The following is a 20519-nucleotide window of genomic DNA, read 5'->3' on the forward strand; positions in this document are numbered from 1 at the left end:
AGAGGGCTGGTAGGTAGCTATGGAAGAGCCGCGTCGCCTCGGCGGCCGGTACGAACTGGGCCAGGTGCTCGGTCGTGGTGGCATGGCGGAGGTCTACCTCGCGCATGACACCCGGCTCGGTCGCACCGTGGCGGTGAAGACGCTGCGCGCGGACCTCGCGCGTGATCCGTCCTTCCAGGCCCGGTTCCGCCGGGAGGCCCAGTCGGCCGCCTCGCTCAACCATCCCGCGATCGTGGCGGTCTACGACACGGGCGAGGACTACATCGACGGGGTCTCCATCCCGTACATCGTGATGGAGTACGTCGACGGCTCCACGCTCCGTGAGCTTCTTCACAGCGGCCGCAAGCTGCTGCCCGAGCGGGCCATGGAGATGACGGTCGGCATCCTCCAGGGCTTGGAGTACGCCCACCGCAACGGCATCGTCCACCGCGACATCAAGCCGGCCAACGTCATGCTGACCCGCAACGGCCAGGTCAAGGTGATGGACTTCGGCATCGCCCGCGCCATGGGCGACTCCGGCATGACCATGACCCAGACCGCGGCGGTCATCGGCACGGCCCAGTACCTCTCGCCGGAGCAGGCCAAGGGCGAGCAGGTCGACGCCCGCTCGGACCTGTACTCGACGGGCTGCCTCCTCTACGAGCTGCTCACGGTCCGTCCGCCCTTCGTCGGCGACTCCCCCGTGGCCGTGGCCTACCAGCACGTCCGCGAGGAGCCGCAGGCCCCGTCGGTCTTCGACCCCGAGATCACCCCCGAGATGGACGCGATCGTCCTGAAGGCGCTGGTCAAGGACCCGAACTACCGCTATCAGTCGGCCGACGAGATGCGCGCCGACATCGAGGCCTGCCTCGACGGCCAGCCGGTCGCGGCAACGGCCGCGATGGGCGCCGTGGGCTACGGCGGCTACCCCGACGACCAGCCGACCACGGCCCTGCGCCCGGACGCCGGCGGCGGAGCGACCACGATGCTCCCGCCGATGAACCCGGACGACGGCGGCTACGGCTACGACGAGGGCCCGGGCCGCCGCGGCCGGCAGCCGAAGAAGTCCCACACCTCCACGGTCCTGCTGGTGGTCGCGGGCATCCTCGTCCTGATCGGCGCGATCCTGATCGGCAAGTGGGTGGCGAGCGGGGGCAACAGCGCGGACAAGCCGTTCGGTGCCCCCAACTTCGTCGATCAGACCTACGCCGACGCCCAGAAGATGGCCACCAACTCGGACCTGAAACTGGCGCCCCCGACCCGGAAGCCCTGTGACAACGAGCCCAAGGGCAAGGTCTGCTCCCAGGACCCCAAGGCCGGGACGGACGTGAAGAAGGGCGACACGATCAACCTGGTGGTGTCGACGGGGGCGCCGAAGGTCGCGGTGCCCAGCGTCCTCGGCAAGACCTTCGACGACGCCAAGTCGCAGCTGGAGGCCGACCAGTACAAGTTCAACGTCGAACGGAAGGACGAGGTCTCCTCGGAGCAGCCGGGCACGGTCCTGGAGCAGAGCCTGAAGCTGGGCCAGGAGGTCCAGAAGGGCTCCACGATCACCCTCACCGTCGCCAAGGCGGAGGAGAAGGTCACCATCCCCGGCGACCTCGTCGGCAAGTCCTGCGACGACGCGAAGTCCGAGCTGCAGAACCTGGGCCTGGCTCCGGGCGACTGCACCCAGACCCCCACCGCCGACCAGACCCAGGACGGCAAGGTCCTGTCGACCAACCCGGCGGCGGGCCAGCAGGTCGCCAAGAACACGCCGGTAGCGATCAACGTCGGCAAGTTCCAGGGCGGCGGCCAGCCGCAGGGTCAGGTGCCGAACGTCGTGGGCCAGCCCCTGAAGCAGGCCGTGCAGATCCTGCAGCAGAGCGGCTACACGAACATCCAGATCAGCGGCTCGAACGACGGCAAGGCACGGGTCATCACGCAGACCCCGGCGGCGGGAACCCAGGCCGACCCGAGCAGCACCCAGATCGTCCTGAACACCCTGGACATCGGAGGCGGCAACAACAACGGCGGCGGCTTCCTCGGCGGCAACAACGGCTGACGCCCCGCGCGGAACAAGACGAGTGGGCCCCTGCCAGGCAGTCCTGGCAGGGGCCCACTCCTGCATGTGACGACGGCCATCGCCCGTCAGGAGAACCTCGGTCAGCCCCTCAGCTCCGCCGGCGGCGTCCGCTTGCTGTCGACCTTCTGTACGCGGACCAGTTCGCCCCACACGATGTACCGGTACTCGGAGGTGTACACCGGGGTGCAGGTCGTCAGGGTGATGTAGTGGCCCGGCTTGTTCCTGCCGGATTCCTTCGGGACGGCCGTGAGGACGTTGACGTTGTACTTCGAGGTCTCCGGGAGGATCGAGAAGACCTTGTAGACGTACCAGTCGTCCCGTGTCTCGAAGACGATCGGGTCGCCCTTCCGCACCTTGTCGATGTTGTGGAACTTGGCGCCGTGGCCGTCCCGGTGCGCGGCCAGGGCGAAGTTGCCCGTCTTGCCGGTGGTGGGGAGCGTGGCCTTGACCGGGTCCAGGTAGTAGCCGGCCACGCCGTCGTTGAGGACGTCCGTGCCCGTGCCCTTCTCGACCAGGACCACGCCGTTCTTCATCGACGGCACATGCAGGAAGCCGATGCCGTCCTTGGTGTCCAGCGCACCCGGACCGGTGTCCGTCGTATGGGCCCAGTGGTCACGGACCCTGTCGGACCGTTTGTCCGCCTTGCGGTCCGCTATCACGTTCGTCCACCAGAGGGAGTAGACGACGAAGAGGGCGAGCAACAGGCCCGCCGTGATGAGGAGTTCACCGAAGACGCTGACTACCCTCGCGATCCGGCCGGGGCGCCGGCCGCGCGGGGCGGGACCCGGGTCGGACGCATCCGTGTGTGCTGCGGTGTCGTCGGCGGTCGCTGCCACAGTTTCCTCTGCCCTTACTCGCTGAGCCCTACTAGATGAGCGCGTCGAGCCCTACTCGATGAGCGCGTCCGGCTTGCCCTTGCTGCGCGGGCGTTCCTCGACCATCTTGCCCCAGACCACCAACCGGTACTTGCTGGTGAACTCAGGCGTACACGTGGTGAGGGTGATGTAGCGGCCTGGTTGGGTGAATCCCGAACCCGGCGGAACCGGATCCAGCACACTCGTGTTGGACGGCGATGTCATCGGCAACGTGCTGGTCACCTTGTACACGAAGTACTTGTCCTGCGTCTCGACCACGACCGCGTCACCGGGCTTGAGCTTGTTGATGTACCGGAACGGTTCACCATGCGTGTTGCGGTGCGCGGCCAGCCCGAAGTTCCCGGTCTTCGCGTCGGGCATCGCCGTCTTCAGCGGAGCCTCGCCGTAGTGACCGACCATCCCCTTGTTGAGCACCTTCTCGGTGCTCACGCCCTCCGCGATCGGCGCGACCACATCCAGCTTGGGGATGTGCAGGATGGCGAAGCCCTGCCCCGGCGCGAACACACCCGGGTTGCGCTTGCCGCTCGCCCAGTCGTCCTGCAGCTGATGCGCCTCGCTGCCCGCCTGGGCCTGGGCACGGACGTTCGTCCACCACAGCTGATACGTGACGAACAGCAGCATCAGCACACCGGTGGTGATGAACGCCTCGCCGATCACCCGGCTCGCGATGACGGCCGGACTCGGCTTGCGCAGCCGCGCCTGCCGCCGCGCCTCCACCCGGGACAGCGGCCGACCGGACTCCGCGTCCGCAGCCGCCGACGGCGTCTCGGCGGCTGCCGCCTCCCGGCCGCCGCCACCATGACGCCCACCACGCCGCTTGGCGGCCTTTCTGCGGGCGGCACGGCCGCCGACGGCCGGTCCGGTGGCCAAGGAGGCGGAAGAGGCCACAGGGGCGCGTATGGGCTCGCTCTCGGAGCCCGGCGCCGCATCGGGCACCCGCAGCGCCATCGTCTCGTCGTCCAAGGGAGGCCGGTACGAGTCGCCGTACGGGTCGCCCGCTCCCGCCGCGTCCCAGTCCCCAAGCGCACCGGAAGCCTCGTACGACTGATCCCCGTACGAGGCATCGGTCTCGCGCTCCGGGCGCAGCGCGGTCACGCCGTGGCCCTGCCCACCACCGGGGCAAGCCCCGCCGACCTCGCCACGGCACCCTGATCGCCGCACTCCACCAGCCAGTTGGCCAGCATCCGGTGACCGTGCTCGGTCAGCACCGACTCGGGATGGAACTGCACACCCTCGACCGGCAGCTCACGGTGCCGCAGCCCCATGATGATCCCGTCGTGGGTGCGGGCGGTCACCTCCAGCTCGGCCGGGACCGTCGCCGGCTCGGCGGCCAGCGAGTGATAGCGGGTCGCCGTGAACGGCGAGGGCAGACCCGCGAAGACGCCCCTGCCCTCGTGCTCCACCAACGACGTCTTGCCGTGCAGCAGCTCGGGCGCCCGGTCCACCACACCGCCGTACGCCACCTGCATCGACTGCATACCCAGGCAGACACCGAAGACCGGCACCCCGGTCGCGGCGCAGTGCCGGACCATGTCCACGCACACGCCCGCCTGCTCCGGCGTCCCCGGCCCAGGGGAGAGCAGCACACCGTCGAAGCCGTCCTGGGCGTGCGCCGTCGACACCTCGTCGTTGCGCAACACCTCGCACTCGGCGCCCAGCTGATACAGGTACTGGACGAGGTTGAAGACGAAGCTGTCGTAGTTGTCGACGACGAGAATCCGCGCACTCACTGGTTGTCCACCGTCACATCGTTGAAGGGCAGCAGCGGTTCGGCCCACGGGAAGACGTACTGGAACAGGATGTAGATCACGGCCATGATCAGTGCGAGCGAGATGAGCGTCCTCATCCACACGTTGCCGGGCAGATGCCGCCAGATCCAGCCGTACATGCCGTTCCTTCCAGTCTCCCCACGGCACCAGACTCACGCCGTACGCCACCAGACTAACGGCGCAGAGCCCTCGGTTCTCCTGCGTCCACAGACTGTGTGGAGTCCAGGTGCGCCCAGACGATCAGGCGGTGACTGTGCCCCCATTCCGGATCGCACGTGGTCAGCGTCAGATACCGGCCCGGACGCGTATACCCGGACTTACGTGGCACAGGTTCGATCACCTCAACGTCCGTCGGCACGGTTTTGTAAGGCCCTTTGTCGATCCGATACGTGAACCAGGTCGTCCCGTCCGTGAGCACGACGGCGTCCCCGGGACGCAGCTCCGGGAAGTCCTTGAACGGATCGCCATAGGTGCGCCGATGACCGGCCACCGCGAAGTTCCCTTCCTGGCCGAGCTGCGCGGTGCCCGCATAGTGGGCGAGACCCTTCGCCAGCACGTCCCGGCCGGTGCCCTCCAGGACCGGCTTGTTCCACGTGAAACCAAGCCGCGGAACGTACATGATCGCGAAGGCCTTGCCGTAGTGGTACGGCGCCGGTCTCGTCACGGCGGCCTGCTGCTCGCCCGAAGAGCCGCCCGCAGAGGCCGCCGGCCGCATGCTTCCCTTCGACCACTGCCGGTGCAGCTGGTCGATCTGGTCGCTCATGGCACCGTCGGCCCGCACGCCCGTCCAGAACAGCGCATAGGCGACAAAGAGCACGATCAAGGTGCCGACGGTGATGCACAGCTCGCTGACGGTCCGGACGATCACGCGCACCGGCGCCTCCGGGGAGGACGGCTGACGGATGGCTACCGCGCTACTGCACGGGCTTCGCGTAGTGCAGATCCACTGTGCCCGAGTAGCCGGGAAGAGTCACCGTCCCGTCGTCGGTCACTTTCCAGCCGAGACCATAGACATTGACGTACACCATGTACGTCTGGATCGCCTTGCTCGCCGCCAGCGCCTGCTGCAGCTTGTCCGGATCCCCGATCGCCGTGATCTTGTACGGCGGCGAGTAGACCCGCCCCTGAAGAATCAGCGTGTTGCCGACACACCGCACCGCGCTCGTGGAGATCAGCCGCTGATCCATCACCTTGATGCCCTGGGCACCGCCCTGCCACAGCGCGTTCACCACGGCCTGCAGATCCTGCTGGTGGATGACCAGGTAGTCGGGCTGCGGCTCGGGATAGCCGGGAAGCCTGGCGGTGGCGTTGGGCGGGGCGTCATTCAGGGTGACGGTCAGGCCGTGGCCGTTCAGCGGCCTGGTGCCGGCGCCCTGCTCCAATCCGCTGAGCTTGCGGTCCTGCGCCTTGCTGCTGCCGTCGTCGCTCTCGGCGTGGGACTCGACACTCCCGCGCAGGGCCGCGTTGGAGTCGTCCAGCTCCTTGTTCTTGCGGCTGCGCTGCTGGATCAGGTCGGACAGCTTCAGCAGGGAGCCGTCCTGCCGGATGTCCGTGCCCTTGGCCGTGTTGAAGCTGGTGAAGAAGATGAGCCCCGCGAGAGCGAAGACGGCCGCCGTGAGCATCCGCACCGGGCGGAAACGCAGTATGCGGCCAGGGCCGGAGCCCGTTGCCCCGGTCCCGGGGGAGTCGGCAGAATTGCTCAACGGACCCTTATCTCCTTCAGCGCCGCGGAAGCACTACGCTAACGGACGCCCGGGGGAGCACACAGAGTCGTCATGTTGGCCCCTTGTACGCTGCCCCGAGCCCGACCAGTTACCTGCGCGGCCACGCAGCGCATCGACAGGAGAGACCCTCGTGCCGAAGTCACGTATCCGCAAGAAGGCCGACTACACGCCGCCGGCGGCGAAGCAGGCGCAGGCGATCAAGCTGAACAGCCGCGCCTGGGTCGCGCCCGTCATGCTGGCCATGTTCGTCATCGGCCTGGCCTGGATCGTCGTCTTCTATGTGACGGACGGGTCGCTGCCCATTGACGCCCTGGACAACTGGAACATCGTCGTCGGCTTCGGCTTCATCGCCGCCGGCTTCGGTGTCTCCACCCAGTGGAAGTAGCTCTACCCAGAGTTATCCACCGAGTTATCCACAGGCTTGGGAAAAGAAAGACGATCTGTGGATAACCCATCGAGGGTTGACGCCGGTGTGACTGACCTACCGGCCCTCATACACCTGTTCGCCCCCTGTCTGACCAGCGGAAACACATCCGAGCGACAGGGGGCACAGCTGTGCCTGCACGGCATGCACAAGATCCGGCACAGGCTGTGGACAACGGTTCGGTATCAGCTTCGGATCAGGTGAGCTGAGTGGTCCTGACCAGCGTGAGCACCACCACGACGGCGAGGACGGCCGCACAGATGCCGTACTGGACCAGCGTCCGCCGCTCGCGCGGGGCGTGGACCATCGCATAGCCGACGGCGACACCGGCGACGAGGCCGCCGATGTGGGCCTGCCAGGCGATGTTGAAGCCCGGGTAGAAGGTGATGATCAGGTTGATCACCAGCAGGCCGATGAGCGGGCGCAGGTCGTAGTTGAGGCGGCGCATCAGGACGCCGGTGGCGCCGAAGAGGCCGAAGATCGCTCCGGAGGCGCCGAGCGAGGGTGCGTTGGGCTCGGCGAGGAGATAGGTGAGCGCGCTGCCGGCCAGGCCCGCGGTGAAGTACAGGGCGAGATAGCGGGCGCGGCCGAGGGCTGCCTCCAGGGGGCCGCCGATCCACCACAGGCTGAGCATGTTGAAGAGGATGTGGGTGTAGCTCGTCGGCGAGTGCAGGAACATCGCGGTGAGCAGGCGGTAGTACTGCCCTTCGGCGATGCCTTCGACGGGGCCGAACAGGGAGAACTGGGCGCGGCCGATCAGTTCGAAGCGGTTGGTGAAGGTGTCGCCGAGGGAGAGCTGGGCCAGGAAGACGGCGGCGTTGAGGCCGATGAGGATCTTGGTGACGAGTCGGGGGTCGGCCGTGATCGTGCCGCCGGCGAGGGTGCGCGGCCGGGCGGCGGCCGGTGCGTGTCCGGTGCCGCTGCCGCCGCGTACGCATTCGGGGCACTGGAAGCCGACGGAGGCGCTGACCATGCATTCGGGGCAGATGGGGCGCTCGCAGCGGGTGCAGCGCACACCGGTCTCGCGGTCCGGGTGCCGGTAGCACACGGGGGCGCGCTGGGCGTCCTGTGCGGCGGCTGCGGCCTCGTCCATCTGTCTCTGTTTCCCTTGCTCGTCGTGGGCCTGCCCTGGCAATGCCCCGCCCCGCTCATCCTTGGTACGGACGAGCGGGGCGTTTGGTTCCCTGCGGGATGGGCTCAGCTCTGGCGCGTCTCGATGACGACCGACTCGATGACGACGTCCTGGACCGGACGGTCGTTGCGGGGATTGGTCTTCGTGCCGGCGATGGCGTCGACGACCTTCTGGCTGGCCGGGTCGGTGACCTCGCCGAAGATGGTGTGCTTGCGGGTCAGCCAGGTCGTCGGGGAGACGGTGATGAAGAACTGCGAGCCGTTGGTGCCCGGGCCGGCGTTGGCCATGGCCAGCAGGTACGGCTTGTTGAAGCCGAGGTCCGGGTGGAACTCGTCCTTGAACTGGTAGCCGGGGCCGCCGGTGCCGTTGCCCAGCGGGTCGCCGCCCTGGATCATGAAGCCGCTGATGACACGGTGGAAGATCGTGCCGTCGTAGAGCGGCGCGTTGGTCTTCTCACCCGTGCTGGGGTTCCTCCACTCGCGCGTGCCCTGGGCCAGCTCGACGAAGTTGCGGACCGTTTCCGGCGCGTGGTTCGGGAAAAGCTGGACCACGATGTCGCCGTGGTTGGTCTTCAGGGTGGCGTAAAGCTGCTCAGCCACGATCTGCCTTCCGTTGTCTTCTTGTGACTCCCCGATCCTCGCACGGCCGGCCGGGTACGTCGCCTGGCCTCCACGAGTTCCGCCCGGAAGGCAGCGCGTGGCGGGGTTTCGTGGCAGTGTCGACGGCAGAACCGGGTTGCCCGGGATTGGACCTGAATCAAGCCGATGAGAGTGATCGGCACCCATATGCCCGCCCTCGCATGCCGCGCGGAACGTTGGCAGGCATGATCCGTAAAAGGGTGGAAAGTCGAATTACGGTACGCCACCGAGGAGGAGGTTCCCGTGACCCGCATCGACAGCGTGCGCGCCGCGACCGGCTCGGCGAAGGACAGCGTGCTGCACGCCGCGGAAGTGGTGGCGCCTTACGCCGACACGGCCAGGGAGCGTGCCGCGCTCTATGCGCAGGAGGCACGCGTACGGCTGGCGCCGGTGATGTCGCAGGCAGCTGAACAGGCCCGTGTGCAGTACGACGTGCGGCTGGCTCCGCGGCTGGAGCAGGCGCGTGCGCATGTGCCGCCGAAGATGGATGGGGCGGCGCACGAGGCCGCCGTTCGTGCGCGTAAGGCCGCCCGGCAGGCCGCCGAGTATTCGCGTCCGAGGATCGAGCAGGCTCGCGCGGCGGCCGGCCCGGTCCGTGACGAGGCCGCCGCGCGGGGTGCTGCCGCGCTGGCCGCGCTGCGGGGTGAGGTCTCTGCGGAGGAGATTCAGCGGCTGGCGCGCAGGAACAGGCGTCGGGCCAGGGTCGGCCGTGGTGTGAAGGTGATGACGCTGCTGACGGTGGCCGGTGGGGCTGCCTTCGCGGCCTGGAAGTGGTGGGACAAGCAGGCGAACCCGGATTGGCTGGTCGAGCCGCCGGCCGCGACGGAGGTGCCCGAGTCGGGTGGCCGGCTGAGCTCGGTGGACGGCACCGGGCCCTCGGTGCTGGATCCCGAGGTCCAGGCGAAGCAGGCCGAGGAGGATGCCGCGGACCAGGACGATCAGTAGCCGGGTCCGCGCGGGTGTTGCCGGACGCGGCCGGTTGCCGTGGGCTGCCGGCGTGGGACCCCGTCGGCGTGGGAGACCCCGCCCGGATGCCTCCTGGGATCGCGTGTGTGCGGGTCGGGAGGCATTCAGCGGGGGGAGCCGAGGAGCGGGGGGTGTGCGGGCGAGTCGGTGGGGCCGGACGGTACGACGGCGACGATCGCGTCGCGATGGAGTGGGACCGCACGGGCCGCACGCTGCTCAACAAGGCGGACGACGCGGTGTCGGTCGTGGAGGAATCGCTGACGGCTGCCTTCGAGACCGAGGAACGCGCCACGTTCCGTGAATTCCTGGAGCGCTGTTCCTCGGCGCTGAAGAAGTAGCGGCCCTCACCCCGCGTTCTGCACAGGCCTGTTGGTCTGCCACTCGGTGATGCGCCTGATGACGAGGATGAGCAGGACACCGGCTCCCAGGTAGAGCGCCGTCAGCAGGGTGGACATGTTCGCGTTGGCCAGCAGGTCCTGCTCGCTGCCCTCCTGCGCGGCCATGCGCCACTGGATCGGCTTCACGAGGTACACCGAGGCCACGAACAGCACCCACCAAGCCTTCACCAGGGTGCCCGGGGCCGGCTGCCGGGGCGCACTGGCCTGCCAGATGTCCGACACGATCTGGTAGGGAAACCACAGGTTGGCTATGGGGGTCAGCCAGGCGCCGATCGTCCAGCCCCGGGACCGGCGGTGCGCGGCGGCACCGCTGATCAGCTCGGCGTTGATCCGCGCCCGCCACAGCCAGACGAGAAACGCGACGCCGGCCACGGCCCACACCAGGAACGCGGGCCAGAACCCCAGCACCGACGTGAGGGCATCGGAGTCGGCGGCCTGGAGGTCCGCGAGTGTGGCCTTCCCGGCCAGGTAGTCGTGGACGACGACGTAGTCGCGCCAGTTGCCCACCGAGACCAGTATCTCGCGCACGAGCGACAGTGAGATGAGTACGGTCGCGGTGGTGGCCGCACCGGTCAACGGCCGGTACGTCTCCGTGCCGACCTGGCTCACACCCGTCGACGTGCCCTGCTGTGGACCTTGCATGATTCCTCCTTGGCGCTACCAGAGAACGAGCAGGTGCAGGGTGCGGAACACGAGCCAGCCCAGCAGGCCCAGGACCGTGACCAGCAACATGCCTTTCCACAACGAGGCCCCCAGAGCGAAGTTGCCGCGCAGGGCCATCGTCCGTCTACGAAGTCCCACCGCCGCCAGAGCGGCCTTCATGGCGCGGACCTCTTGGTACCCGGGCGTGAGCACACCCGTCGCCACCAGCCCCGTCCGCCTGCCAAAGCCCACGAGCCGCGCGAGCACGCCGCGTCGCGTCACGGCGCCCACCGGGTACACCTGGGGAGTCCAGTCGGGGCCGAAGGTGATGACGGCAGAGATTGTGGGGGGTGTGGGGGGTGCGGGGGGCGCCGCAGAAGCCGCGGGGGGCGCAGGGGGCGCCGCGGAGGGCGCGGGAGGCGCGGGAGGCGCGGGAGGCGCGGGAGGCGCGGGAGGCGCGGGAGGCGCGGGGGTTGCAGAGGCCTCGGGGGTCACAGAGGCCGCGGAGGCCGCGGCAGTCGCGGGGGTTGCAGAGGCCGCAGAAGCCGCAGAGATCGAAGAGCCGCCCGCGACCGCCTTGCCCAGCTCGCCTTGCTCGCCTAGCTCGTCTTGCTTGCCCGGCTTGTCCAGCCGGGCCGGCTTCGGCAGATGCTCGTCCAGCCGTTCGGCCACGCCCGGCAGTCCGCCCGGCACCATCAGGACGAGCTTGTGGGCGGGCTGGGTGGCGCAGGCCTGCTCGACCTCCCACCACAGCCCGTCGCCCAGACCCAGGCGCAACACGATGAGCCGGGACAGCTCCATCAGCCGCAGCACCACGGGCTGCCAGTCGTCACGCGGCAGGTAGAACCGCGCCGCCCCCAGCCGCGGCAACGGCTCCTCGGGCATGCCCACCGCGATCACGGGGCCGACGGCGCCCAACGCCGCCGCGAGTTGTTCCTCCCGCGAATGAAGGTTGACCGGCATCCCGTCGTCGACCTGGGCCGTGGTCTCGTCGTCGGTGAAGCTGCGCAGATAGAGCACGGGTGTGCGGCCGTCGGCCCGCAGCGCCTGGGCCGCGCTGCGCGCCGAGCGCGGACGGGAGCGGCGCAGGATCAGCAGACCCGCCCCCAGCGCGGCCAGCCCGCAGGGCAGGAGGAGGATCTGCACCGCGAGTGGGTACTTGTAGCCGTTCCGCTCCGCCATGCTGACGGCCATGGAACCCGTCGCGAACAGCCCGTACCCGACACCACTGGCCACCAGGAACACCGGCCTGCGCCACCACGGCTGACGCGGGGCGAACCGGCTGACCAGCTCGGCCATCCGGGCGGCTCCCGACCGGCGGCGACGCCGCAGCCACCAGGCCGGCCCGACCAGCACCCCGGCGGCCACCGCCCACAACAGCGCCACCCTCCCCGACGAGCCGAGCGTCCGGTCGAGCCGCTCCTGATCCCGCTCCACCCGCCCCGCGAGCCCGGCGACGCGCCGACGGGCGACCGCCCCCCTGCCGTCCCGGACTTCACGGGCAGCGGCAACGACCGCGGACCGGCTCTCCCCCGCCGGCGCGTTGCCCCTGAACCACGCCTCCCCCTCCCGGACCCCGGCCCCCGCAGCCGTGTCCCCGGCGCCACAGCGATCCACAGCGGCGACGAAAGCGACGGCCCGCGCCGGGGCGTCCCGGAACCGGTCGCGGGCCCGCAGATCCAGACCGGCGGACACCGCCAACTGCAGCGCGACGTAGGCCGTGACGACGGCGGCCAGCATGACCACCCGAGCGAGCATCCGTAACCTGGAGGACACCCCGCCCCACCCCCCTCGCGCGCCGACGACTACACCCAGAAAGCCGACGGAACGGTCAAAGAGGGTCACCAGGATCCGCACCGGGTCGCGGCCGCCCGGAACCACCGGCGCCCTGCCCCAACGACTTCTCGACCCGGTACCCGACATCCGGCATCGCCCCCGTGCGAATCGCCATGTGCCGGAGTGTGGAGCTCCCCACCCACCCCCCGCAAGGCCCCCACAACACCCCGTGAGCCCCCATCACCTGGATTTCATCGGTATTTCATGACTCACGCGACAACACGGATGCGCTGCCCACCGGCGCAGGACCACAAGCCGTCGTCCGGATGCGGGCGAGCGGCCACCGGCCGGTAGCCCGGGGGCGCCCGCGAGGACCGCGTGCACTTTCAGCGCGGTCAGTGGGTCGGTGATCTGCCAGAAGGCTCGGCTGTCCCAGTGGTCGAACGGCCCCAGGCGCAGATCGGCCACGGCCCGGCCCCGCAGCGGCTTCGTCCCCGACAGCAGCTCGTGCATGACGCTCATCGCGGAACCGCACAGGATCAACCGCGGCCCCGGCCCGGCACCGGGCCGTGCGCCACGCCGGCACTCGTCGTAGAGCTGCTGGAGCAGGCCTGGGATCTCGGGCGAGTGCTGGAGCAGGTACGACAGCTCGTCGATCACCAGCAGCGGGTGTGGTGAACGGGCGGTCACATCAAGGGCGTTGGTCAGCCCATCGCGCCAGTCGGTCAGGCGCAGGCTCCCCGCCCGCGAGCCGGCATGAGCAGCGACCGCATCACTGAACCGCTGGATCGCAGGCAGCCGCCCCTCTCCTCCCGGACCGCCATGACGTACAGGCCGCCGAGCTGCTCGGACAGAGCCTGCAGGAGGAATGACTTCCCGTGCCGCCTGCGCCCGGACACGATGCCGAGCCGCATCGCGGGACCCGCGGAATCACCGGAATCATGGGCCTCTGCCGCTCCCGGTGGTCACTGATGTGCTCACCGACGCGGACAAAAATGCCCCCTAAAACCGCGTTTCCGCAGTTCAGAGGGCATTTCCGGAGTGGAGCCTAGAGGAGTCGAACCCGAAATCGTTACTTTCCTGACCTGCGAAAACGCCAGAGAACCTGGACAGACACCCCCGTTTGCATCCTGCTGGATCCCCCTCGATCCTGCTCGATCCGGCACCCGTGTTGACGTGTCAACACAGGCAGGCCAGCCATTGCACTCACGAACACCATGTCTCCGGACCGCCTGCCCCAGCGCTGAAACAGAGCTGGGGAAACCCTCCAGTTCATCGATGCTGGAGCAAATCGACAGGACGTCCCACGAGACACTGACGCTGATGTCAGCACGCTGGTCACGCCCGAACGACACGTCAGCGGTTGAGATCGAGGACAGGTACCCCGCGCCCCTCGTACGCCTTCGGATCAACTGTCGCGACGAACGCGTCCGTGCCCCATTCGGGCAGGTGGCGGGCGGCGTGGGTCGCGGCCCCGATTCCCAGTGGCACGCCGCCACGGTGCAACCGGGCGACCGCCAGCGTCGCCAAGCAGTCCAGATCCACGGTGTGGCTTGCTGACCAGGCGTTTCACTGCTTCGGCGAGGTTGTGCCAGACGTGCCACAAATCGGCGATCTGGACGGCGTCAGGGGCGCCAGCGCGGCCACCGTCGGCATCGGCGCCGCCCCGGTCGCGGCAAATGATCTCCACGCCGGGATGGGCGGCAAGCCAGGCGGCGAAGGTGGCCGCCTCCCCTCGGGCAGCAGGTCGACGGGGGCGCGGGTCTCGCAGTCGACCAGGACGGTGCCGTAGTCCCTTGCGCAGGGCGAACTCGTCGACGCCGAGACCCGGGGCGTAGCGGCCAGCGGATCGGGCAGTGCCATCACCAGCGCCAGCAGGGTGGTCCGGCTGACCGGCGCCGGCATCCGGGCGGCGAGCCGCTCTCCCACCCGGCCGGCCAAGGCCACGGCGATCGCGCCCAGCAGGTTTCCCAGCTGCGGTGTTCGTCGCCCGTAGCGCACGGTCAGCCCGTCTACCTGCTCGGCGAAGGTCACCCGAGGGCACTCCGGCGCATCGCAGAACAGGCGGCGGATGCACCGACTCACGGGTTCTGGCCACAATCCGTAACAGCCCGCCCTCGGGGCTCACTTGCTCCACCAGCAACCCGCCCAGTTGCGGCAACACCGTCTGCAGCAACTCCCCACACTCGGCGAGTCTCACGCCAGCCGTGACGGAGCGTCACCGGCGCACAGAAGCATGATCGGGTTCACGGAAGTCTTGGCAGAGCCACGAACCAGCCGCCGCCGACAACACCGGGCAAACACCCCGAACCGAACTCATCCAGCAGCTCAGCGCAACGCCCCGCGGTACCCGGCCGGCACGTCGGCTCGCCGGTAGTGCGCTCGCGACCTGGGGATACCCGCACGACGGCGACCTCAGCCATACCGCTCAGCCGATCGTGGTCGAACTCGCCGCCAACGCCGTCACCTACGGTCGCGCCCCCGGACGGGACTTCGAACTGCGGCTGGTTCTGCTCTCGGACCGGGAGGTACCTTGCGTATCGAGGTGAGTGACGCCCGGAGCGACCGCATCCTGCGATTCCCGGACGAGGGCCTGCTGAACGAGCACGGTCGCGGTCTCGTCGTCGTACAGGTGCCGGCCGCACTCTGGGGCGTCGCACAGCGGGAAATCGGCAGACTGTCTGAGTGGAGGTGTCGCTCAGCCCGAAGCAAGCGCAGTGACCCGGCACTGGCCGATCGCGTCCGCGAACACCCTCGCCGGCAGGCTGAGCGTGTTCTGGCGGCGGACGGCCCAGCCGACGGGGAGGGGGGCGGAGGCCAGGCAGCGTGACGAGTCCACCCCGACCCACAGCGGCGACCGCCCACCGAAAAACCTATGCCGCTCATCTGCCCAGCCGATCACACGTCCCTCGTGATGCCGCAGAGACGGCCCGCAGCAGAAAGCGAACCAGGCTCACTCCGCGCGGCGCACGCCCTCCACCACCTGGTGCAGGCCTTCGGCAAGGGCGTCGGCGTCGGGTGCGGTCTTCGGGTCGAAGGTCCACTGGGCGATGAGGCCGAGCAGCAACGTGGCGTACAGGCTGCCCAGGGTGTCCGCGACGGCATCCGTGACGTCCTCCTCGTGGGCGCCCATGAGCAACGACACGAATCCGCGTGAAGCCTCCCGCTGAGCCCGCGACAGATGGTCGCGCAGCTCGGGCAGCTGGTCGCCCATGACCACGATCTCCATGCTCAGCCGCCACACCGAACCGGGCTCTCGCAGGGTGCCGACGACGTTCGACCACACGGCCCTGAAGCGCTCCAACGAGCCCGCCGCACCCTTTGGTTCACCACCGCCGTCTCCCTCGAAGGCTCCGGCCATGCCCTCGATCAGCGCGATGTAGGCCTGTGCCAGCAACTCGTCCTTCGAGCCGTAGTGGTAACCGATCGAGGCCAGGTTCGCACCCGACTCCTTGACGATGTCGCGCGCACTCGTCCGAGCGAAGCCCTTCTCCAGCAGGCAGCGCTTGGCACCTTCGAGCAAATCCTCACGATGTCCCATGATGAGAACAACCTATACGTTCGTTCCAAACGGACGTTTAAGATACGCCCGCAGACCAGGACCAGGGCATGGAGGGCTGAAAAGCCTGCCGGCCGAGAGAGTTGTGCGCGGACATCTTCAGACGGCGGAGCGGGCGAGGAGGTCCGAGGCCCGCTGGGTGAGCCCTTGGCGGTCCACCTTGCGGTTGGAGTTCAACGGGAGCTCCGCCAAGTGCTCGAAGCGGCGGGGCAGCATGCCCTTGGGCAGCACATCCCGTAGAGCGCGGGCGAGCTGGGCGGCGGGTCGAGATTCGCCGGTGTAGTAGACAACGAGTACGGTGCCTGCCGGGGTGCCGGCGCCGACGGCGACGGCCTCCTCCACGCCCGGGCAGGTGCGCAGTCCGTGTTCGATCTCGGCGAGTTCCACGCGCCAGCCCTGCACCTGCACCTGAGAGTCGAGGCGCCCCAAGTAGACCAGCTCGCCGTCGGCCAGCCGACGCACCCGGTCGCCGGTGCGGTACCAGCGACGGCCATCACGCTCTACGAAACGGCCCGCATCGTCGGACGGATCGAGGTAGCCGGTCGTCATCTGCGGTCCGGTGATGAGCAGTTCCCCTTCGACAGGACTCTCTCGGTCATCGGCGCCGACGAGGGTGTGGTCGTGTCCGTCATGCACGCGCCCAATGGGGACGAGCCCGTTCACGCAGCGTCCGGGGGAGGTCGCGGGGTCCCAGCGGTGGCCGGTGATGGTGACCGTCAGCTCGGTCGGACCGTAGATGTTCTCCAGGGTGGAGGCGGGTGCCGCGGCCTGCCAGTCGGCGGCGTCGCGCGCGCGCAGCGCCTCCCCGGCGAAGAAGCTCCACCGCAGGCCTGACAGCGCGCCCGGAGTCAGGCCGCCCATGCGGCGGACGAGGGGGATGGAGCTGGGCGTGGCGAACCACACGGTGACGCCGTGCTCCCTGAGGTAGGCGGGCAGGTCGAGGTAGGCGGTCTGCGGGGTGACGTCGACGGTGGCGCCGTTGCCCCAGGCGCAGAACAAATCGAACATCGCGCAATCGAAATTCAGGTCGAAGGTCTGCGAGAAGATGTCGTCCGACGTGAAGCGGTATTGCTGGTCGAGGAGTTCGAAGTAATGGCGTGTGCTGCCGTGGCTGATGGGGACGCCCTTCGGGCGGCCGGTGGAGCCGGAGGTGAACAGCATGTAGGCATTGTCGGTGCGAGCAGTGCCGCGGTGCGGTTCAGCCAGGGCACACGCCGGATCTGGGACTACGACGGCGGGGACGGCCGTCTCGTAGCCCAGATCAGCCAGGACCGACTCCCCGTGTGCATCGGCGATCACAGCGGTGGCGCCGGACAGTTCGAGCATGTGCCGGGTGCGCGCGACCGGGAAGTCGGGGTGCAGCGGGACGACGGTGGCGCCCGCGTACAGGGCACCGAGGATGCCCGCGTACGCGGTCACGGTTTTGTCCGCGAGGACACCGACGGTCCTCGCGTCGCCGAGGGACCCCGCCCAGATGAGGGCCTGCTGGTGCAGTTCCCGGTAGCTGGTCGTCACGGAGGCTATGCGCAGGGCCGGGCGGTCGGCGGCGATGGCCAGTCCGCGCAGGAAGCGCTCGTGGAGGCCGTAGGGTTGCTGCTCGCTCAAGGTTGCTCCAGGAAGGGACGCGGCCGGGGGTTTCAGCACGTGAGGTGCCAGGGGGACGACGCTGATCAGAGGGGTTTTCCAGGACGCAGAGCTCTGGTCCCGTGGCCTTCACGGTGCGGGGATGGCCGTACGGCGGGTCATCCTGCTGACGCGGGCGGTCCGGCGGGCCCGGGTTCGACTGCGGGCGCGAATCGTCACGCCGCCAGGTGGGCCGGGCGGCGGCGAGGGCGCAGGGCGAGGCGGGGGTTGGCCGCGATGACCCTGAAGTTCTTGCTGGCGGCGCCGACCCGGCCGAACAGGGCATCCTGACCGGCGACATAAAGGGTGCCGACACCACGGTCACGCAGGGAAGCCAGGGCGGCCGGCCAGTCGACCGCGCGGACGCAGCAGTCAAGCAGCAGGTCGCGGATCTGCCGGCTGGCGGTCAGCAGGGTACCGTCCTGGTCGGAGACGACCGCGAGCGTCGGGTCGACGAACCGAAGGCCGTCCATCACCTCGACGGCGGCGCGGGCGCGCAGCGCGGCGAACGCTGCGGAGTGCATGGGTGGCCGCATGACGTACAGCGGGAGCCCGCCGGTCGCACGCAGCCGCCGCTGGAGCCACTCCAGGCGAGACGTACGCAGCGTCAGCATGCGGAAGTCCTCATCCACCACGCACGTGACGTCGTACCACTCGTTCTGCTCGTGCAGCTCGGCGAGAATCTCATCCAGGGCTGCGGCGGAGGTGCGGGCGAAGGACTGGGTGGCGACCTCCTCCCGGTAGTCCTCGGCGAAGAACGTGTCGAGGACGTGGGCGAAGCGCTCGGTAAGCCGGACTCCGTCGGCGAACGAGAGGGCGCCTGAGTGCACGGCGGCGGCCTTGCCGCCGAAGCTCGGTCCCGTGACGAAGGCTGGTTCGGCGCCGAGCTCGGCCTCGGCCCATCGGGCCAGGGCCAGGCAGTTCACGAAGAAGGCGACCTGGGCGTACACCGAGTAGTCGCCCTGCGCTTCCTGGAAGCGGTCGAAGAGTGAATAGCCGAGGGTTTCGTCGGCTTCGGCGATGAGTTCCCGGGCGAAGGGGTTGACAAGCATGAACTTGCCGACTTCGGCGAATTGCGAGGGCCCCATCCCTGGAAATACAAGGGAGCTCTTCGTCCGGTTCTCATTCTCCATGGGAGTCAGTGTGATGTCCGGACTCCGGGCTCTTAACCCCTACCTGACCCTTAGTTCCGTGAATACACGCAGCCGCCAACCCCTATTTTATAGGGGTGTTCGCCTTCGGGGACCTCGGCCAACATACCCTTCCAGGAGAATACGGGATGCAGGAATTGGAAGGGCTCGCCATGGATGTCGAAGACAACACCGGGGCCGAGGAAGCGCCCGGCAGCTCGGCGGAGGTCGAGTACGCCGAGGAACTACTCGTCGAAGAGGTGTCGATCGACGGCATGTGCGGCGTCTACTGACCGGAGGCCGCCCCGTGTTCACCCCCGAGCGCCCCTATCGGTGCTCACCCAGCGTGGCGCTGCGCCCCGAGCCTTTCGGAGCGCTGGCCTACCACTTCGGGACCCGCCGGCTGTGCTTCCTGAAGTCTCCCGAACTGGTGACGATCGTCAGATCGCTGGCCGGCCACCCGGACGTGCACGCGGCGCTCGACGCGGCCGGGGTGGCCGCTCCCGAGCGCGCCGCTCATCTCCGCGCGCTCGCCTCCCTTGCCGCGGGCGGCCTGATCGAGCCCCGCCCCGAGGGGCCTGCCGACCTTCTGGAGGAAGCCGCGTGAAGCTCGTCGACCATTTCGCAAGCGGCCTGGACGCTCCCATCTGCCTCACCTGGGAGCTGACCTACGCCTGCAACCTGGCATGCGTGCACTGCCTGTCGTCCTCGGGCCGACGGGACCCTCGGGAGCTGAGCACGAGCGAGTGCAAGGCCGTGATCGACGAGCTGGAACGCATGCAGGTCTTCTACGTCAACATCGGCGGTGGCGAACCGACCGTGCGCGCGGACTTCTGGGAGCTGGTCGAGTACGCCACGGCTCACCACGTCGGGGTGAAGTTCTCCACCAACGGGGTGCGCATCACGCCCGAACGGGCCCGGTGGCTGGCCGCGAGCGATTACGTCGACGTGCAGATCTCCCTGGACGGGGCAAGTGCCGACGTCAACGACGCGGTGCGCGGCCCGGGGTCGTACGACACGGCGATGGCCGCGATCCGGAACCTCGCGGACGCCGGCATGCGGGACTTCAAGCTGAGCGTGGTGGTGACCCGGCACAATGTCGGCCAGCTCGACGATTTCAAGGCCATCGCCGACCGGTACGGCGCCCAGCTGCGCATCACCCGGCTGCGGCCCTCCGGGCGCGGCGCCGACGTGTGGGGCGAACTGCACCCGACCTCCGGGCAGCAGCGAACGCTGTACGAGTGGCTGCTGAAGCACGGGGAGAACGTGCTGACGGGCGACTCCTTCTTCCACCTCAACGCCCTCGGCCCGCAGCCGCTGGCGGGCCTGAACCTGTGCGGGGCGGGCCGGGTGGTGTGTCTCATCGACCCCGTCGGTGACGTGTACGCCTGCCCGTTCGCGATCCACGACACCTTTCTCGCCGGCAACGTCCGCTCCCCGGGCGGCTTCACCGCCGTGTGGCGGGAATCCGAGCTGTTCGCCGAGCTGCGCGCCCCCCAGACCGGTGGCGCGTGCACGGCCTGCTCGGCGTACGACGCCTGCCGCGGCGGCTGCATGGCCGCGAAGTTCTTCACTGGACTGCCCCTGGACGGCCCGGACCCGGAGTGTGTGAAGGGCAACGGGGAACGGGCGCTGGCCATGGTCGGCTCGGGCACGGCGCCGCACCCGAGCGGCGACCACTCACACCGCACCCGGCCGCGTTCGGGCCCGGTCCCGGTCACCATCGGACGCCGTCCCGTCGGTGCCGGGGTGCCCGACCGGGCCTGTGACACCAGTCCGCTGGCCGGCTTCGCGCCCGGGAGCCCGGGGGCCGCGTGAC

General features: G+C 69.1%; 21 protein-coding genes and 2 pseudogenes. 7 read left to right on the plus strand and 16 right to left on the minus strand.

Annotated elements, in window-relative coordinates:
- The first annotated feature begins 19 nt into the window (after positions 1-19).
- Positions 20-2023: a Stk1 family PASTA domain-containing Ser/Thr kinase gene (pknB, locus tag AB5L52_RS21535; RefSeq protein ID WP_351017092.1), complete on the plus strand. Its 2004-nt coding sequence runs from the start codon at positions 20-22 to the stop codon at positions 2021-2023.
- 101 nt (positions 2024-2124) lie between these two features.
- Here pknB and AB5L52_RS21540 read toward each other — a convergent pair whose 3' ends face one another.
- The 6 genes and pseudogenes from AB5L52_RS21540 to AB5L52_RS21565 form a co-directional block, all read right to left on the minus strand.
- Positions 2125-2880, minus strand: coding sequence for a class E sortase (locus AB5L52_RS21540; protein WP_351017089.1), 756 nt, complete (start codon positions 2878-2880; stop codon positions 2125-2127).
- Between the two features lie 51 nt (positions 2881-2931).
- Positions 2932-4014, minus strand: coding sequence for a class E sortase (locus AB5L52_RS21545; RefSeq protein WP_351017087.1), 1083 nt, complete (start codon positions 4012-4014; stop codon positions 2932-2934).
- Entirely contained in the window at positions 4011-4649 is a 639-nt protein-coding gene (locus AB5L52_RS21550) for an aminodeoxychorismate/anthranilate synthase component II (RefSeq protein WP_351017084.1), read from the minus strand. The genes AB5L52_RS21545 and AB5L52_RS21550 overlap by 4 nt, the downstream gene beginning before the upstream one ends.
- Positions 4646-4856, minus strand: a pseudogene (locus tag AB5L52_RS21555) (hypothetical protein). The gene AB5L52_RS21550 and the pseudogene AB5L52_RS21555 overlap by 4 nt, the downstream one beginning before the upstream one ends.
- Positions 4857-4860: 4 nt before the next feature.
- Positions 4861-5562 (minus strand): class E sortase, encoded by a 702-nt coding sequence (locus tag AB5L52_RS21560; RefSeq protein ID WP_351017081.1) that lies wholly within the window; start codon positions 5560-5562, stop codon positions 4861-4863.
- Between the two features lie 40 nt (positions 5563-5602).
- The gene (locus tag AB5L52_RS21565) at positions 5603-6391 is read right to left on the minus strand and encodes a DUF881 domain-containing protein (protein WP_369365695.1); all 789 of its coding nucleotides are present in this window, start codon (positions 6389-6391) and stop codon (positions 5603-5605) included.
- A 151-nt stretch (positions 6392-6542) separates the two neighbouring features.
- Here AB5L52_RS21565 and crgA point away from each other — a divergent pair, with 151 nt between their 5' ends.
- Positions 6543-6797, plus strand: a complete 255-nt coding sequence (crgA, locus tag AB5L52_RS21570; protein ID WP_351017075.1) for a cell division protein CrgA — start codon at positions 6543-6545, stop codon at positions 6795-6797.
- A gap of 235 nt (positions 6798-7032) precedes the next feature.
- Here the strand turns inward: crgA and AB5L52_RS21575 are convergent, their stop codons facing one another.
- Together AB5L52_RS21575 and AB5L52_RS21580 are read right to left on the minus strand one after the other, a co-directional pair.
- The gene (locus tag AB5L52_RS21575; RefSeq protein WP_369365697.1) at positions 7033-7929 is read right to left on the minus strand and encodes a rhomboid family intramembrane serine protease; all 897 of its coding nucleotides are present in this window, start codon (positions 7927-7929) and stop codon (positions 7033-7035) included.
- A 104-nt stretch (positions 7930-8033) separates the two neighbouring features.
- Positions 8034-8567: a peptidylprolyl isomerase gene (locus AB5L52_RS21580; protein WP_351017070.1), complete on the minus strand. Its 534-nt coding sequence runs from the start codon at positions 8565-8567 to the stop codon at positions 8034-8036.
- Between the two features lie 282 nt (positions 8568-8849).
- On the opposite strand from AB5L52_RS21580, the gene AB5L52_RS21585 reads away from it, so the two are divergent.
- Together AB5L52_RS21585 and AB5L52_RS21590 are read left to right on the plus strand one after the other, a co-directional pair.
- A complete protein-coding gene (locus tag AB5L52_RS21585) occupies positions 8850-9551 on the plus strand; it encodes a DUF5324 family protein (RefSeq protein WP_351017068.1) in 702 nt (233 codons plus the stop codon).
- A 152-nt stretch (positions 9552-9703) separates the two neighbouring features.
- Positions 9704-9910: a hypothetical protein gene (locus AB5L52_RS21590; RefSeq protein ID WP_369365699.1), complete on the plus strand. Its 207-nt coding sequence runs from the start codon at positions 9704-9706 to the stop codon at positions 9908-9910.
- A gap of 6 nt (positions 9911-9916) precedes the next feature.
- On the opposite strand, the gene AB5L52_RS21595 is transcribed toward AB5L52_RS21590, so the two are convergent.
- The 8 genes and pseudogenes from AB5L52_RS21595 to AB5L52_RS21630 form a co-directional block, all read right to left on the minus strand.
- Complete coding sequence (locus AB5L52_RS21595; protein ID WP_369365701.1) at positions 9917-10612, minus strand: DUF4328 domain-containing protein; 696 nt, start codon at positions 10610-10612, stop codon at positions 9917-9919.
- A gap of 15 nt (positions 10613-10627) precedes the next feature.
- Entirely contained in the window at positions 10628-12388 is a 1761-nt protein-coding gene (locus tag AB5L52_RS21600; RefSeq protein ID WP_369365703.1) for a transferase, read from the minus strand.
- 314 nt (positions 12389-12702) lie between these two features.
- A pseudogene (locus tag AB5L52_RS21605) lies at positions 12703-13308 on the minus strand (ATP-binding protein); the annotation flags it as partial.
- A 436-nt stretch (positions 13309-13744) separates the two neighbouring features.
- A complete protein-coding gene (locus AB5L52_RS21610; protein WP_351578224.1) occupies positions 13745-13879 on the minus strand; it encodes a hypothetical protein in 135 nt (44 codons plus the stop codon).
- A gap of 78 nt (positions 13880-13957) precedes the next feature.
- On the minus strand, positions 13958-14422 hold the full coding sequence (locus tag AB5L52_RS21615) for a hypothetical protein (protein WP_351578227.1): 465 nt from the start codon (positions 14420-14422) through the stop codon (positions 13958-13960).
- Positions 14423-15341: 919 nt separating this feature from the next.
- A complete protein-coding gene (locus AB5L52_RS21620) occupies positions 15342-15929 on the minus strand; it encodes a TetR/AcrR family transcriptional regulator (protein ID WP_351578230.1) in 588 nt (195 codons plus the stop codon).
- Positions 15930-16046: 117 nt separating this feature from the next.
- The gene (locus AB5L52_RS21625; protein WP_351578233.1) at positions 16047-17552 is read right to left on the minus strand and encodes an AMP-binding protein; all 1506 of its coding nucleotides are present in this window, start codon (positions 17550-17552) and stop codon (positions 16047-16049) included.
- Between the two features lie 194 nt (positions 17553-17746).
- A complete protein-coding gene (locus AB5L52_RS21630) occupies positions 17747-18658 on the minus strand; it encodes an ACP S-malonyltransferase (RefSeq protein WP_351578236.1) in 912 nt (303 codons plus the stop codon).
- 191 nt (positions 18659-18849) lie between these two features.
- Here AB5L52_RS21630 and mftA point away from each other — a divergent pair, with 191 nt between their 5' ends.
- Genes mftA through mftC form a run of 3 tightly spaced genes read left to right on the plus strand, consistent with a single transcriptional unit; the run spans position 18850 to position 20518 of the window.
- On the plus strand, positions 18850-18993 hold the full coding sequence (gene mftA, locus AB5L52_RS21635) for a mycofactocin precursor MftA (RefSeq protein ID WP_351578239.1): 144 nt from the start codon (positions 18850-18852) through the stop codon (positions 18991-18993).
- A gap of 14 nt (positions 18994-19007) precedes the next feature.
- A complete protein-coding gene (gene mftB / locus AB5L52_RS21640) occupies positions 19008-19307 on the plus strand; it encodes a mycofactocin biosynthesis chaperone MftB (protein ID WP_351578242.1) in 300 nt (99 codons plus the stop codon).
- Positions 19304-20518 carry a mycofactocin radical SAM maturase gene (gene mftC / locus AB5L52_RS21645; RefSeq protein WP_351578245.1) on the plus strand — a complete coding sequence of 405 codons (1215 nt, stop codon included), beginning with the start codon at positions 19304-19306 and terminating at the stop codon, positions 20516-20518. The genes mftB and mftC overlap by 4 nt, the downstream gene beginning before the upstream one ends.
- Position 20519: the final 1 nt, after the last annotated feature.

Origin of the sequence: Streptomyces sp. CG4 (assembly GCF_041080655.1) — a bacterium.
Classification (GTDB): domain Bacteria; phylum Actinomycetota; class Actinomycetes; order Streptomycetales; family Streptomycetaceae; genus Streptomyces.

What these genes read in the sequence shown, in the direction of transcription:
- AB5L52_RS21630 (WP_351578236.1), bottom strand. Translation starts at nt 18,658, where the DNA reads ATGGGGCCCTCGCAATTCGCCGAAGTCGGCAAGTTCATGCTTGTCAAC.
- pknB (WP_351017092.1), top strand. Translation starts at nt 20, where the DNA reads ATGGAAGAGCCGCGTCGCCTCGGCGGCCGGTACGAACTGGGCCAGGTG.
- AB5L52_RS21575 (WP_369365697.1), bottom strand. Translation starts at nt 7,929, where the DNA reads ATGGACGAGGCCGCAGCCGCCGCACAGGACGCCCAGCGCGCCCCCGTG.
- mftA (WP_351578239.1), top strand. Translation starts at nt 18,850, where the DNA reads ATGCAGGAATTGGAAGGGCTCGCCATGGATGTCGAAGACAACACCGGG.
- AB5L52_RS21595 (WP_369365701.1), bottom strand. Translation starts at nt 10,612, where the DNA reads ATGCAAGGTCCACAGCAGGGCACGTCGACGGGTGTGAGCCAGGTCGGC.
- AB5L52_RS21620 (WP_351578230.1), bottom strand. Translation starts at nt 15,929, where the DNA reads ATGGGACATCGTGAGGATTTGCTCGAAGGTGCCAAGCGCTGCCTGCTG.